General features: G+C 66.3%; 12 protein-coding genes. All 12 read right to left on the bottom strand.

Going from position 1 to position 13,680, the window contains the following annotated elements; all coding sequences use genetic code 11:
- Positions 1-36 precede the first annotated feature (36 nt).
- Complete coding sequence (bamA, locus tag AC07XS_RS12680; RefSeq protein WP_054765561.1) at positions 37-2,451, bottom strand: outer membrane protein assembly factor BamA; 2,415 nt, start codon at positions 2,449-2,451, stop codon at positions 37-39.
- Positions 2,452-2,480: 29 nt separating this feature from the next.
- Entirely contained in the window at positions 2,481-3,698 is a 1,218-nt protein-coding gene (locus tag AC07XS_RS12675; RefSeq protein WP_182714655.1) for a M50 family metallopeptidase, read from the bottom strand.
- A gap of 23 nt (positions 3,699-3,721) precedes the next feature.
- Positions 3,722-4,918 (bottom strand): 1-deoxy-D-xylulose-5-phosphate reductoisomerase, encoded by a 1,197-nt coding sequence (gene dxr, locus AC07XS_RS12670; protein ID WP_054765559.1) that lies wholly within the window; start codon positions 4,916-4,918, stop codon positions 3,722-3,724.
- Positions 4,915-5,736, bottom strand: coding sequence for a phosphatidate cytidylyltransferase (locus AC07XS_RS12665; RefSeq protein ID WP_054765558.1), 822 nt, complete (start codon positions 5,734-5,736; stop codon positions 4,915-4,917). The genes dxr and AC07XS_RS12665 overlap by 4 nt, the downstream gene beginning before the upstream one ends.
- Entirely contained in the window at positions 5,736-6,497 is a 762-nt protein-coding gene (uppS, locus tag AC07XS_RS12660) for a polyprenyl diphosphate synthase (RefSeq protein WP_182714654.1), read from the bottom strand. The genes AC07XS_RS12665 and uppS overlap by 1 nt, the downstream gene beginning before the upstream one ends.
- Positions 6,498-6,531: 34 nt before the next feature.
- A complete protein-coding gene (gene frr / locus AC07XS_RS12655; protein WP_054765556.1) occupies positions 6,532-7,089 on the bottom strand; it encodes a ribosome recycling factor in 558 nt (185 codons plus the stop codon).
- A 39-nt stretch (positions 7,090-7,128) separates the two neighbouring features.
- Positions 7,129-7,863, bottom strand: coding sequence for a UMP kinase (pyrH, locus tag AC07XS_RS12650; RefSeq protein WP_182714653.1), 735 nt, complete (start codon positions 7,861-7,863; stop codon positions 7,129-7,131).
- A gap of 125 nt (positions 7,864-7,988) precedes the next feature.
- On the bottom strand, positions 7,989-8,930 hold the full coding sequence (gene tsf, locus AC07XS_RS12645; protein ID WP_182714652.1) for a translation elongation factor Ts: 942 nt from the start codon (positions 8,928-8,930) through the stop codon (positions 7,989-7,991).
- Positions 8,931-9,032: 102 nt separating this feature from the next.
- Complete coding sequence (rpsB, locus tag AC07XS_RS12640; protein ID WP_182714651.1) at positions 9,033-9,917, bottom strand: 30S ribosomal protein S2; 885 nt, start codon at positions 9,915-9,917, stop codon at positions 9,033-9,035.
- 224 nt (positions 9,918-10,141) lie between these two features.
- Positions 10,142-10,735 (bottom strand): DUF4142 domain-containing protein, encoded by a 594-nt coding sequence (locus tag AC07XS_RS12635; protein WP_054765552.1) that lies wholly within the window; start codon positions 10,733-10,735, stop codon positions 10,142-10,144.
- A gap of 97 nt (positions 10,736-10,832) precedes the next feature.
- Entirely contained in the window at positions 10,833-11,318 is a 486-nt protein-coding gene (locus AC07XS_RS12630) for a DUF3224 domain-containing protein (RefSeq protein ID WP_231681256.1), read from the bottom strand.
- The coding region (gene dnaE / locus AC07XS_RS12625; RefSeq protein ID WP_182714650.1) for a DNA polymerase III subunit alpha at positions 11,318-13,680 on the bottom strand (2,363 nt) is incomplete at its 5' end. The genes AC07XS_RS12630 and dnaE, both read right to left, overlap by 1 nt.

Here is a 13,680-nt window from a genome sequence, read left to right as displayed (position 1 = left end):
GGTATTCCTCTGCGAACGCTTTTTTGCGTCGCTTCCTTAGAATTGGGTGGAGGTCGAGAAGCGGAAGGATTCCGTCTTGTCGTAGTCTTCCTTGGACAGGACCTTTGAGATGTCGAACCGGATCGGGCCCATCGGCGACTTCCAGTGGATGCTGACGCCGGCGGAAGCCCGCAGCGACAGCTCGTCGGCGATGGTGGTGTCGACCGTACCGGTCGAGGTCAGCTTATAGCGGTCATCCAGAACTCCCAGGGTGCCGACGTCGGCGAACAGGGAGGTCTTGATGCCGTACTGTTCGGGCAGATAGTTGGGCACGGTCAGTTCGACGGTGCCGATGGCGTAGAAGTTGCCGCCCAGGGCGTCGGTGGTGTCCAGGTCGCGCGGCCCCATGCCGGCGGTTTCGAAGCCGCGGAAGCTGTTGCCGCCCTTGAAGAAGCGATCGTTGATGCGGATCGGGTCGCCGTTCCAGCCGCTGACATAGCCGGTGGAGCCTTGAAGGCTGACGATCCAGCGCGGGGTGATGCCGTAGTACCAGGCGGCGTCCGCCTCGGTCTTCACATAGTTGACGTCGCCGCCCAGGCCCGCGAAGTCCTGACGCAAGGAGCCGGACCAGCCGCGCGTCGGCCGGATCGGATCGTTGGTGTAGTTCATCTGAAGCGTATAGCCCGCAGACGAGTTGATGTAGCTGCCGACCTGGTCGCACAGGGCCGACGAGCCGCTGCCGCTGGTGTTGCAATAGCCGGTCGGGACGATGATTTCGTCGGACTTCAGGAAGTAGCGGGTGCTGAGCCACATATTGCCGTTCAGCGGATAGGTCAGCCGCAGGCCGCCGCCGGTCGACCGGTAGTCGTAGGAGGAGTATTCGCTGAGGTCATAGCGCGAGTGGAACAGGTCCCAGCCGGCGCGCAGGTCGCGGCCCAGGAATTTCGGCTCGGTGAAGCGGAAATCGACCTGCTGACGCAGCGAACCCCACTCCAGCCGGGCGACGACGTTCTGGCCCCGACCGCGGAAGTTCCGCTCTGAAATGCCCAGGTTCACCGTAAAGGAATCGACCGAGCTGAAGCCGGCCCCGACCGACAGTTCGCCGGTGGGCTGTTCCTGGACGTTGACGTTGACGATGCTCCGGTCCGGGGCGCTGCCGCGGGTCTCTTCGATCGTCACGTCCTTGAAGAAGCCCAGCGCGCGCAGATTGTTGCGCGACCGTTCCATCAGGGCGCGGTTGAAGGCGTCGCCCTCGGTCAGCATCAGCTCGCGCCGGATGACGGGATCGATGGTGCGGGTGTTGCCGACCACATTGATGCGGTCGATGTAGACCCGCTGGCCTTCTGAGACGTTGAAGGTGACGTCGACCGTATCGGTGTCGGGATTGGCGCGGTACGTCGGATTGATCTCGACGAACGCATAGCCCGCAGAGCCGGCGGCGAAGGTCAAGGCGTCGACCGCCTGTTCGATCTTGTCGCTTTCGTACAGCTGGCCTTCGCGGATCGGGACCAGGGCCTTCAGGAACTGGGCGTTGAGGCGGTCGTTCTGAGTGACCACGTCGATCTTGCCGAAGTTGTACTTGTCACCTTCGTTCAGCGTCAGGGTGATCTGGAAGGCCTGATTATCCGGCTGAAGTTCCGCAACCGACGAAATGATGCGGAAGTCGTAATAGCCGCGGTTGGTGTAGAACTTGCGCAGCTGCTCCTGGTCGTACTCCAGCCGGTTGGGATCGTAGTTGTCGTTGTTGGAGAAGAACTTCCACCACTGCGACCGCTCTGTCACCATGACGTCGCGGACGTCGTTGTCCGAAAAGGCCTTGTTACCCAGGACGTTGATGGCGCTGATGCCGGTCTGCGGCCCTTCGTTGATCTCAAAGATCACATCGACGCGGTTCTGCTCCAACTGCACCAGCTTGGGCGTCACCGTCGCCGAAATCCGGCCTTGCAGGCGGTAGAGCTCGACGATGGAGCCGACGTCCTCCTGCACCTTGGCGCGGGTGTAGATGCCGCGGGGCTGGAGGGTGACCTCCTTGGTCAGCTTGTCCTGAGAGACGGCGCTGTTCCCCTCGAACACCACCTGGTTGATGATCGGGTTTTCGACGATCTGAACGATCAGATCGCCGTTCTGCACGCCCAACTGCACGTCGGCGAACAGGCCGGTCCGCGACAGGGTGCGCACGGCCACGTCCAGCACGGCGGCGTCAACGGTGTCGCCGGGGCGGATCGGCAGATAGGACAGGACCGTGGTCTGGTCGATCCGCTGGGCGCCCTGGACGATGATCCGATTGACGGTCAGGGCCTGGGGCGCTGCGACCTCGACGCGCGGCGGCTGTTGCGGGGCCGCGCCCTCGGCAGCGGGCGCCGGAGCCGACTGAGCCAGGGCGGGAGCGGAAAAGCCCGCGGCCACGGCCAGCGCCAGGAGGCTGGATCGGGCGCTCAGTCGGACGGCGGCGCGAGATTTCATGTCGTTCATTCTGAAAACCATCGGGGGCTGGCGTCGGCTCACGAGACGAGCCCGCCGAGGAATTGGAAGAGGTTGAGCTTCTGTAGGTCGTTCCACGTCGCGAACAACATAAATCCCGCCAGAAGCGCAAGACCTGCGCGATAGCCCATCTCCTGATACCGCGCCGCCACGGGTCGCCGCGCCACGGCTTCATAGCCGTAGAAAAGCAGGTGGCCGCCGTCCAGAACCGGAATGGGCAAAAGATTTAGAAATCCGATTCCGATCGAAAGTATGGCGGCGAAGCTTGTCAGGGTGAGAAGGAGGTTGAGCGCCATCGCCTGAGGCGCGGGATCGGCCTCCACCGCCGCCGTGGTCAGGGCGCCGGTCGCCTTGGCGATCCCCAGCGGTCCGCTGAATTGATCGCCCGACTCCCGCCCCGTGACCAGCCGCCCCAGATAGGTCAGGGTCGAGCCGATGATTTCGCCGGTCTGACGCACCCCCTCGGTCACGGCCTCGAGCGGCCCATAGCGGAGATGGCGGACATCGGCCCGGCTGGCGCCCAGCCCCAGGCCGATCCGACCCACCTTGATGCGGCCGGCGATCGGATCGTTTTCTTCCCGGCGCTCCGGCACCGCCACCAGTTCCACCGTCTGCGCGCCGCGCTCGACGGTGAAGCGAACCGGGTCGCCGGTGGACAGCATGACCGTCTGGGTCACCTCTCCCCCGTCCCGCACTGTGCGGCCGTTGACCCCAGTGATCAGGTCGCCCACCTGGAATCCGGCGGCGGCGGCGGGGGAACCGGCCTGAATCTGGGCCACCCGCGCCGGCCGGATCTGCGTGCCGATGGTCATGAAGACTAGGGCGAAGATCGAAATCGCCAGGATGAAGTTGGCCGCCGGGCCCGCGACGACGATCAGGGCGCGCTGCCAGACGGGTTTGAAATGAAAGTAGTCGCGTTCGGCCCCCGCGCCGCCCTGGGCGACCAGGCGTCGGCGCAGTTCGGCCAGCCCGGCCTGATCGGGCACGCTGGAGGCGTCCAGATCGCCCGAGAATTTGACGTAGCCGCCCAGAGGCATCCAGCCCAGCCGCCATTCGATCCCGTGGCGGTCGGTGCGGCTGAAGATCGCCCGGCCGAAGCCGATGGCGAACCGATCCACCTTCACGCCGAAGGCGCGGGCGACCAGGAAATGGCCCAGTTCATGGATGGTGACGATGAAGGTCAGCACCAGCAGGAACGGCACGATATAGATCAGGATCTGACCCAGGGCGCCCAGCATCGTAAATCGTCTCCCCTGGCCGATCAGGCCGCGTTCGCCAGTCCGGCGATAATGGATCCGGCGATCCGTCGCGCCTCAGCATCGACCGAAAGGGCCGCGCTGCAGGCGTCTCCAGAGCCGAACACCATCCCCGCTTTCATCGCACGCTCAAGGGTTTCGGCGACGACTGCGGCAATATTGAGAAAGGCCAGCTTGCGGTCAAGAAAGGCGAAGGCCGCCATCTCATTGGCGGCGTTGAACACCGCCGGCGCCGCCCCGCCCGCCTTCAGGGCTTGACGGGCCAGGTCCAGGGCCGGAAACCGCGCCAGATCCGGCGCTTCAAACGTCAGCCGCCCCAGCGCCGGCAGGTCCAGCTTGGGCGCGGGCCAGGCGATCCGGTCAGGCCAGGCTAGGGCGCAGGCGATCGGCGTGCGCATGTCCGGCGGGCCCATCTGGGCCAGGGTCGAACCATCCACATATTCCACAAGGCTGTGGATGATCGATTCGGGGTGGACCACGACGTCGATCCGATCGGCGGGCATGGCGAACAGATAGGCCGCCTCGATCATCTCCAACCCCTTGTTGGCCATGGTCGCGCTGTCGACCGAGATCTTGGCGCCCATGCTCCAGTTGGGGTGGGCCACGGCCTGTTCCGGCGTGATCCCGATCATTTGGGCCCGCGGGGTCTGGCGAAAAGGCCCGCCCGAGGCGGTCAGCACCAGCTTGGCCACCCGCTCCGGCGCCTCGGCCGGAAACACCTGGAAGATGGCCGAATGTTCGGAATCGACCGGGATAAGACGTCCCCCCGCCCGGTTCACGCGCTCGATCAGGGTCGCGCCGCAGCAGACCAGGCTTTCCTTGTTCGCCAGGGCCAGGGTCGCGCCGGTGTCGGCCGCCGCCCAGGCCGACTTCAGCCCCGCCGCTCCGACGATGGAGGCCATGACCCAGTCGACGGGACGGCTCGCCGCCTCGACGACCGCCGCCTCTCCCGCCGCCGCCCCCACGTCCGTGCCGGCCAGGGCGTCGCGAAGCTCGTCCAGACGCGCGGCGTCGGCGGTCACGGCCACACGCGGCTTCCAGCGCCGGGCCTGTTCAGCCAGCCGGGCGATGTTCGATCCGCCCGTCAGGGCCTCGACCTCAAAGGCGGCGGCCCCGCCTGCCTCGGCCTGGTCCATCAGATCAAGGGTGGACGAACCCACCGAGCCCGTAGAGCCCAGGACGGAGACGCGACGGCGGATCAAGACGCGCCCCGCTCGACCATCAGAACGATCAGCCGTCCGACGGCGACGACCACGACGGCGAACATCAGCCCATCCACCCGATCGAGCAGGCCGCCGTGGCCGGGAATGGTGTTGCCCGCGTCCTTCACCCCGAAGCGCCGCTTCAGGCCCGATTCCCACAGGTCGCCCGCCATGGTCGCCAGGGCGGCCGCAAGACCCAGCACGCCGCCCCAGAAGACGGTCAACCGCCCCATGTCGAACCAGGCCGTCATGACGGCTCCGGCGACAGCGCCCGCCAGGATGCCCCCGACGAAGCCGGACCAGGTCTTGTTGGGCGAAAAGCGGGGCCACAGCTTGGGCCCGCCGAAGGTCGATCCGGCCAGATAGGCCAGGATGTCAGCCGACCAGGCGACGGCGAAGACCAGCACGGTCCAATGCAGGCCGACCGTGGCGTCCACGTCCCGCAACCAGATCAGCAGGACCGACGGCCAGCCCAGATAGAGGACCCCATAGGCGGCGTCCAAGGCCTGTTGCCCTCGGCTGCGCGCATAGAGGCCGGCGGCGGCGGCGCCGAACACCAACATCACGAAGGCGACCGACATGACGCCGAAATAGGCGCTGACCACTGCGGCGACCACGCCCAGGCTGACGGCCCCGCCGATCAGGCGTCGCGCATGCGGGGCGCTCATCGCCGCCCATTCGAAGGCCAGAACGACGCTCGCGGCCGTGATCAGGGCCAGGAACCAGACGCCGCCGATCCAGGTCGCGGCCACAGCCGCCGGCGCCAGGACGGCGGCGGAGGCGGCCCGCAAGGCGATGTCGCGTCCCTTGACCGCCATCAGGCCGACACGCGCGCAGGCTCGACCGCACGACCGCCATAGCGGCGCTCGCGCTGCCGGAAGATCAGCACCGCCTCCTCCAGCGCCTTCGGTCCATAATCGGGCCAGAGCACGTCCTGAAACACCAGTTCGGCATAGGCGGCTTCCCACAGCAGGAAGTTCGACAGCCGCTGCTCGCCCGAGGTGCGTATGATCAGGTCCAGCGGCGGCGACCCCGCCGTGGCCAGGCCGTCGGTGATGTCGGCCTCGCCGATCGGCTCGATCGTCTCGCCGGCCAGCATCCGCTGCATATGGCGACGGGCGGCGTCGATCAGGTCCGCACGGCCGCCGTAGTTGAAGGCGACCTGAAGCAGGAACCGGTCATTGTGCGCGGTCTGGGCCTCGGCCATTTCGATGATGGCGGCGATGTCGGCCGGAAGGCCCTCGCGACGGCCCAGAACCCTCAGGCGCACGCCCGCCTTTTCCAGACGGGCCAGATCGCTGGCCACATAGGTTCGCACCAGCCCCATCAGGTCCGAGACCTCGTCGGGCGGCCGGCTCCAGTTCTCGGTCGAAAAGCCGAAGACAGTCAGACACTGAATGCCCAGATCCGGCGCCGCCTGGATGGTGCGCTTCAGGGCCTGGACGCCCTCGCGATGGCCCACGGCGCGCGGCAGCCCGCGCGCCTTCGCCCAGCGACCGTTGCCGTCCATGATGATGGCGACATGGCGCGGTCCAGCGGGAGGACGCGAGCCTGAAGGCGCGGCGCTGTCTGCCGTCATCTGTCTTACGATCCCATCAGGCCCGGTCTGTCCGTCAGACCTGCATGATCTCTTGTTCCTTGGTCTTCAAGGCTTCGTCGATACGCTTGATGGCCGCATCCGTCTCCTTCTGAACTTCGGTCTCCAGCTTCTTCTGTTCGTCCTGGCTGATCTCGCCGGCCTTTTCGGCCTTTTTGAAGTCGTCATTGGCGTCGCGGCGGACGTTGCGAACGGCGATCTTCTGCTGTTCGGCGTACTTGCCCGCCAGCTTGACCAGGTCCTTGCGGCGTTCCTCCGTCAGGGGCGGGATCGGAATACGCAGGGTCTGGCCGTCGACGATGGGGTTCAGGCCCAGATTGGCGTTGCGGATCGCCTTTTCGACCGAGACCACCATCCCCTTGTCCCAGACATTGACCGTGATCATGCGCGGCTCGGGCACGCTGATGGCCGCGACGGCCGTCAGCGGCGAGGTCGAGCCATAGGCCTCGACCCGCACGGGCTCCAGGAGGCCGGCGTTGGCGCGTCCGGTCCGCAGGCCGCTGAACTCTTCCTTCAGGGCGGCGACCGCCTTGTCCATGCGGTCGCGGTAGGTCTTCACGTCAGGCTTGGCCATGGTCTTGGTCTCTCTCGTCTCTATTCGTCGTCCGAACGATCAGCCGCGGTGCTGGATGATCGTGCAGGTGCCCTCGCCCGTCAGGGTCCGGCGCAGGGAATCGTCTTCGCGAATGGAGAAGACGACGATCGGAATGCCCGTATCGCGCATCATGGCGATGGCGGAAGCGTCCATCACCCGCAGGTCCTTGGCCAGAACGTCCTGATAGGTCAGGGTGTCATAGCGGGTCGCGGTCGGGTCCTTCTTGGGGTCGGCCGTATAGACGCCGTCCACGCTGGTGCCCTTCAAGAGGGCGTCGCAGCCCATTTCGGCGGCGCGCAGGGCCGCGCCGGAATCGGTGGTGAAGAAGGGTGCGCCCACCCCGGCGGCGAAGATCACCACCCGGCCCTTTTCCAGATGACGCAGGGCGCGGCGGCGAATGTAGGGTTCGGCTATGGCGGCCATCGGAATGGCGCTCTGCACCCGGGTCGAGACGCCGATCTTCTCCAGCGCCGACTGCATGGCCAGGGCGTTCATGATGGTGGCCAGCATGCCCATATAGTCGGCCTGGGCCCGCTCCATCCCCGCCGCCGCCTTGGACAGGCCGCGGAAGATGTTGCCCCCGCCGATCACCAGACAGATTTCCACGCCCTCGGCCGCCACCTGGGCCACGGCCTTGGCGACCGTGTCCACCGTCTTCATGTCCACGCCGAACGCCTGGTCGCCCATCAGCACCTCGCCGGACACCTTGAGCAGGACGCGCTTGTAGCGGAAGTTCGACGGGGCGTCGGGCATGCGGTGTGGTCCGTTGTCTGCGGCGCCGTTGAATCAGGCGACTTCTTATAGACGAAGGGCGCGCCGGCCATCAAAGCCGAACGCGCCCCTCTGATACAAAACCCTCACGAATGAGGGAAAGGATCTTAGTTTCCGCCCATCATGGAGGCGACTTCCGACGCGAAATCGGGTCCTTCGACCTTCTCCACGCCCTCGCCCAGAGCCAGGCGGACAAAGCCCGCCAGGTGCAGGTTGGACGAGCCCAGTTCCTTGGCCGAGTTGGCGACCAGCTGTTCGATGGTCACGTCCGGATCCATCACGAACGGCTGCTTGGTCAGCACCACGTCCTTCTGGAACTTGTTGATCTGGCCTTCCACGATCTTGTCGATCATGGCTTCGGGACGACCCTCTTCCTTGGCCTTTTCGATCAGGACGGCGCGTTCCTTTTCGATGGCGGCCGGGTCCAGATCGTCGGTGTTCAGCGACAGCGGCGCCGTGGCGGCGACGTGCATGGCGATCTTGCGGCCCAGGTCGCGTAGGGCGGTCTTGTCGCCTTCGCCTTCCAGAGCCACCAGAACGCCGATGCGGCCGACGCCCGGAGAAACGGCGTTGTGGACATAGGTCGCGACCACGCCTTCCGACACCGACAGGCGGGCGGCGCGGCGCAGCTGCATGTTTTCGCCGACGGTGGCGATCAGGTTGGTCACCTCGTCCTGGACCGTCTTGCCGGCTTCCAGCTCGGCGCCGTGCAGAGCCTCGACCGTGTGGTGCTCAAGGCCCAGCTGGGCGAAGGCCTTGGCGGCGTTCTGGAACAGTTCGTTGCGGGCGACGAAGTCGGTTTCCGCATTGAACTCGATGGCGGCGGCGACTTCGCCCTTGCCGTCTTCCTTGGACGCCACGGCGACCAGACCTTCGGCGGCGACGCGGTCGGCCTTCTTGGCGGCCTTGGACAGGCCCTTGGCGCGCAGCCAGTCGATGGCGGCTTCGATATTGCCGTCATTTTCCTGCAGGGCCTTCTTGCAGTCCATCATGCCGACGCCCGAACGCTCGCGAAGTTCCTTCACGAGGGCGGCAGTGATCTCGGCCATGTTCTTCTCCTTGGGGGATTCGTATGTGGTAACGGCCGGGCTGACTTAGCCCGGCCGTGTGTCAGTTCAACGCACGGCCCTCGTCTTGAAGGCCGTCGGGCCTCAGCCCGCAGCCTGTTCGGTCTCGACCGCGTCCAGAGCCGCCGTATTGGCCGAGGCGTCGTCCGAGGCCAGCAGCTCTTCGGCGACCGCTTCCGTACCGGCCGGAGCGGGCTCGGCTTCGGCCGGGGCCGAGGCTTCGCGCAGCATCGGCTCGACCGGGGCTTCCGAGGCGCCCAGGTCGATGCCCGAGGCCGAGGCGCCGGCGGCCAGACCGTCCAGGACGGCGTCGGCGATCAGGTCGCAGTAGGTCTGGATGGCGCGGGCGGCGTCGTCATTGCCCGGCACCGGATAGGTGATGCCGTCCGGGTCCGAGTTGGTGTCCAGGATGGCGATGATCGGGATGTTCAGCTTGCGGGCTTCCTGGATCGCGATCGCTTCCTTGTTGGTGTCGATCACGAACATGATGTCCGGAATGGAGCCCATGTCCTTGATGCCGCCCAGCGACAGTTCCAGCTTGTCCTTCTCGCGCTGCAGGTTCAGCAGCTCCTTCTTGACCCGGCCTTCGCCGCCGTTGGCCAGGATGGTTTCCAGCTCGCGCAGGCGAGCGATCGAACCCGAGACGGTGCGCCAGTTGGTCAGGGTGCCGCCCAGCCAGCGGTTGTTCATATAGTATTGGGCGCAGCGCTTGGCGGCTTCGGCGACCGGCTCGGCGGCCTGGCGCTTGGTGCCGACGAACAGGACGCGGCCGCCCTTGGCGGCGACGTCGCGCACCGCCACCAGGGCCTGGTGGAACAGCGGCATCGTCTGCGACAGGTCGATGATGTGGATGTTCGAGCGCGAGCCGAAGATGTAGCGGTCCATCTTCGGGTTCCAGCGGTGCGTCTGGTGGCCGAAGTGGGCGCCCGCTTCCAGCAGGGTGCGCATCGAGAATTCAGGCAGAGCCATGATCGTTCAGTCCTTTTTCCGATCTAACGTGGCGCGGGGATTAAAGGTCTGAAAGACCCTCGGAATGGAGCGGAGCGGGATGTCTCCCCGAACCGCGCCTCGCCCGCGTTGCGAAGTGCGGGGGCCATGTAGTCGGGATGGCCCGCAATAGCAAGCGCCGCGTGAACAGGACGAAGGGCGGCCCCGTCAAGTGCCGCCCTTCCACCTGCGATCCTAGGACCGTCTTACATGCCGTTGACCAAGGCCTGAGCCCGGTCGCGGTGGGTGGTGATGGTCGGGATCATCTCCCGCGCCAGGGTGGCCAGGGCCGGGGCGTCGCTGTTGTCGGAGAAGCCGTTCAACAGGGTCAGGGTTTCGTTATGGGCCGCGACCTGCTGGTCCAGATAGACCTTGTTGAAGTCGTCCGGGGCGGCGGCGTTCAGATTGTCGATCAAACCCTGGCGGCGCTGGTCCAGCATGGTCGGCACGGTCACGTCCGGCGCAGCCGTCGCAGCCGTCGATTTCAGCTTGTCGCCCGCGGCCATGTGATCCTTCTCGATCATGGCGGCCAAGGCCTTGACGTCGGCGTTGTTCGACTTGGCCTGGGCGATCTTGGCGGCCTCGATCTCATACATGTTGCCGACCGCCAGATTGGTGACGAAGCCGTCCACCGTATTGGCGCCCAGGGTGGCCGCCGAAGTCTGGCCCACCATGCCGGACGTCGCGTCCTGGGTGGCGTTCACGGCTTCGCCGGTGTTCTGGGCCGCAGTGTCGCCGCCTTGGTTACAGGCCGCGAGAAGAGCCAGCGACGCGGCGCCGGCGAGAACGAGATTTTTCATGGAACAGTCTCCCTATGGACTGCCAAAACCCGCCCCGCCGCTGTCAGGTTCCGAAAATTCACAAGCTTCGCCATAGGCTTGGCTGTATATGGCGGCCTCAGGGCAGGCTGTATTCCAGCTCGTAGCGGTGGACGCCGCCCTCGATCTTCAGATGAAAGACGCCCGCAATCCCAGCCAGTTCGCCTTCGCCGGAACCGGGGACGATGGTGATCAGAAGATCCTGAGCGCCCGCCTCCATGACGCCCCGATGGACCAGGGCAAAGGCGCCGCGTCGCCCCTCCAGAACGCCGGACACCCGCTCCATGGCGACATAGGCGCCCGAGCCGTCCTTGAGCAGCCCCAGCATCTCGCCCGCGCCCTCGCCCTGCAGATCCCCGTGAAAGGTCTTGGCCAAACGCATCCGGCCGGGCGCGCCGCCGGGCGCATCGGCGTCTGGAGCGATCGGCGTGATCTGAACCTCGAAGGTTCCGACGGCGTGGGACATGGTCTGGCTCCTTGAGGCGGTGATCGGCTGGAGGGGCGGAGCGCCCGAAGGATCGGCCCCCGCCAGACCCAGGGCGAGGATCAGACCGCAAGCCGACATCAGGCGTCCTCCAGCATCAGGACGCCGGGCGCGGACTTCAGAGCGCCGCGCAGGGCGCCGTCCAGACGATAACGGCCGGGCAGTTTGATCTCGACCTCCTGACGACCGTCCAGCGAAGCGACCAGGGCGATCTCCCCGCCCTTGCCGATGGCGCCGGATCGGGCCCGCTCCAGACGAGTCTTCAGGGCCTCGGCGTCGGCGCTGCGGGCCGAGACGTGGATCCGCAGGCCGATGTTGGCGTCATCCAGCAGATTGTCCATCCGGCTGGCGTCGTCGCCGAAGAACCGCACCTCGCCCTCGGACGCCTTGGCGCGCACGCGCACCATGACGGTGGCGCCGGGCTCCAGCACCTCGCGGCATTTGCGCAGCTGTTCGGGCGGGAACAGACATTCAAACTCGCCCGTCGGATCCGAAAAGGTGACGAAGGCGAACTTCTCGCCGGTGCGGGCGCTGGCGCGCTCTTGCCGGCGACGCACCACCCCGGCCATCTGGAAGGCTTCATGCCCCCCTTCGGCCAGGGGAATGGCCTCGGCGACGAAGGTGACGCGCTTGCGCTTCAGGGCCGAACTCATTTCGTCCAGCGGGTGGCCGGACAGGTAGAAGCCCACCGCCGACAGTTCGTGGTCCAGCCGCTCGGGCCCGACCCAGGGCTCGACGCTCTTCAGACGGGGCCGTCCCACATGGGCCTGGTCGGCGCCGAACAGGCTGACCTGGGAAGAGGCGCGCTCGGCCGCCACGCTCTGGCAATAGGCCATCAGGACGTCGGCCTGTTCGACCAGCTGACGCCGGTTGGGATGGATGCTGTCGAAGGCGCCGGCCTTGGCCAGGCCTTCCAGCGCCCGCTTGTTGACGCTGCGCGGATCGACCCGCTCCAGAAAGTCGAAGATGTCGGCGAAGCGGCCGCCGGTCTCGCGCACCTCGATGACGTGCCGCATGGCCTCCAGCCCCACATTGCGGATGGCGCCGAGCGCATAAAGGACAGACCCCCGCCCCTCCTCCCAAGCCACGTCAAAGTCGGCCGAGGAGCGGTTGATGTCGGGCGGCAGCACCGGCACGTCGAACCGTTTGGCGTCCTGATAGAAGACCGCCAGCTTGTCGGTGTTCGACAGGTCCAGGCTCATGGACGCGGCGAAGAATTCGACCGGATGATTGGCTTTCAGCCAGCCCGTCTGGAAGGAGATCAGGGCGTAGGCGGCGGCGTGCGACTTGTTGAAGCCGTAGCCGGCGAACTTGGCCACCAGGTCGAAGATGGAGCCCGACTGGCTTTCGGGGACAGATTTCTCCAGAGCGCCCTTGATGAAGCGCGCCCGCTGAAAGTCCATCTCCTCCTTCTTCTTCTTGCCCATGGCGCGACGCAGCAGGTCGGCCTCGCCCAGGCTGTAGCCCGCCAGGATCTGGGCGATCTTCATCACCTGTTCCTGGTAGATGATGACGCCATAGGTCTCGGTCAGCACCTCCTTCAGGCTGGGGTGCAGATAGTCGACCTCGGCCCGGCCGAACTTGCGGTCGATATAGGTGTCGATCATCTCCATCGGCCCCGGCCGATAGAGGGAGATCAGGGCGGTGATCTCCTCGATGGAGCCGCAGCGCATCTTGCGCAGGGTGTCGCGCATGCCCTGGGATTCCAGCTGGAACACGCCGACCGTCTGGCCCGAGGCCATCAGCTCATAGGTGCGGGCGTCGTCCAGCGGCAGCTGGTTCCAGACCGGGGCGGCGCCGCGCCGGGACAGATAGCCGTGCGCCCGGTCCAGGGTCGTCAGGGTCTTCAGGCCCAGGAAGTCGAACTTGACCAGACCGGCCGGCTCGACCCACTTCATGTTGAACTGGCTGGCCGGAATGGTGGAGCGGGGGTCCTGGTACAGGGGCACCAGCTCGACCAGGGGGCGGTCGCCGATGACGATGCCGGCGGCGTGGGTCGAGGCGTTGCGGTACAGCCCCTCCAGCTCCAGCGCCGTCTCCAACAGGGTGCGCACCGCCGGTTCGGCGTCCCTCGCCTCCTTCAGCCGCGGCTCCAGCTCGATGGCCTGGGCCAGGGTGACCGGATTGGCCGGATTGTTCGGCACCATCTTGCAGAGCCGGTCCACCTGCCCCAACGGCATCTGCAGCACCCGACCGACGTCCCGCAGCACGGCCCGGGCCTGAAGCGTGCCGAAGGTGATGATCTGGGCCACCCGGTCCTTGCCGTAATGGGCCTGGACATAGTCGATCACCTCTTCGCGCCGCTCCTGGCAGAAGTCGATGTCGAAGTCGGGCATGGAGACCCGTTCGGGGTTCAAGAACCGTTCGAACAGCAGGCCGAACCGCAAGGGGTCCAAATCGGTGATGGTCAGGGACCAGGCGACCAGCGACCCCGCCCCGGAGC

It is taken from the genome of Brevundimonas sp. GW456-12-10-14-LB3, assembly GCF_059424365.1.
The sequence above is the reverse complement of the archived record's forward strand: the minus strand, read 5'-3'. Positions and strand labels throughout refer to the sequence as shown.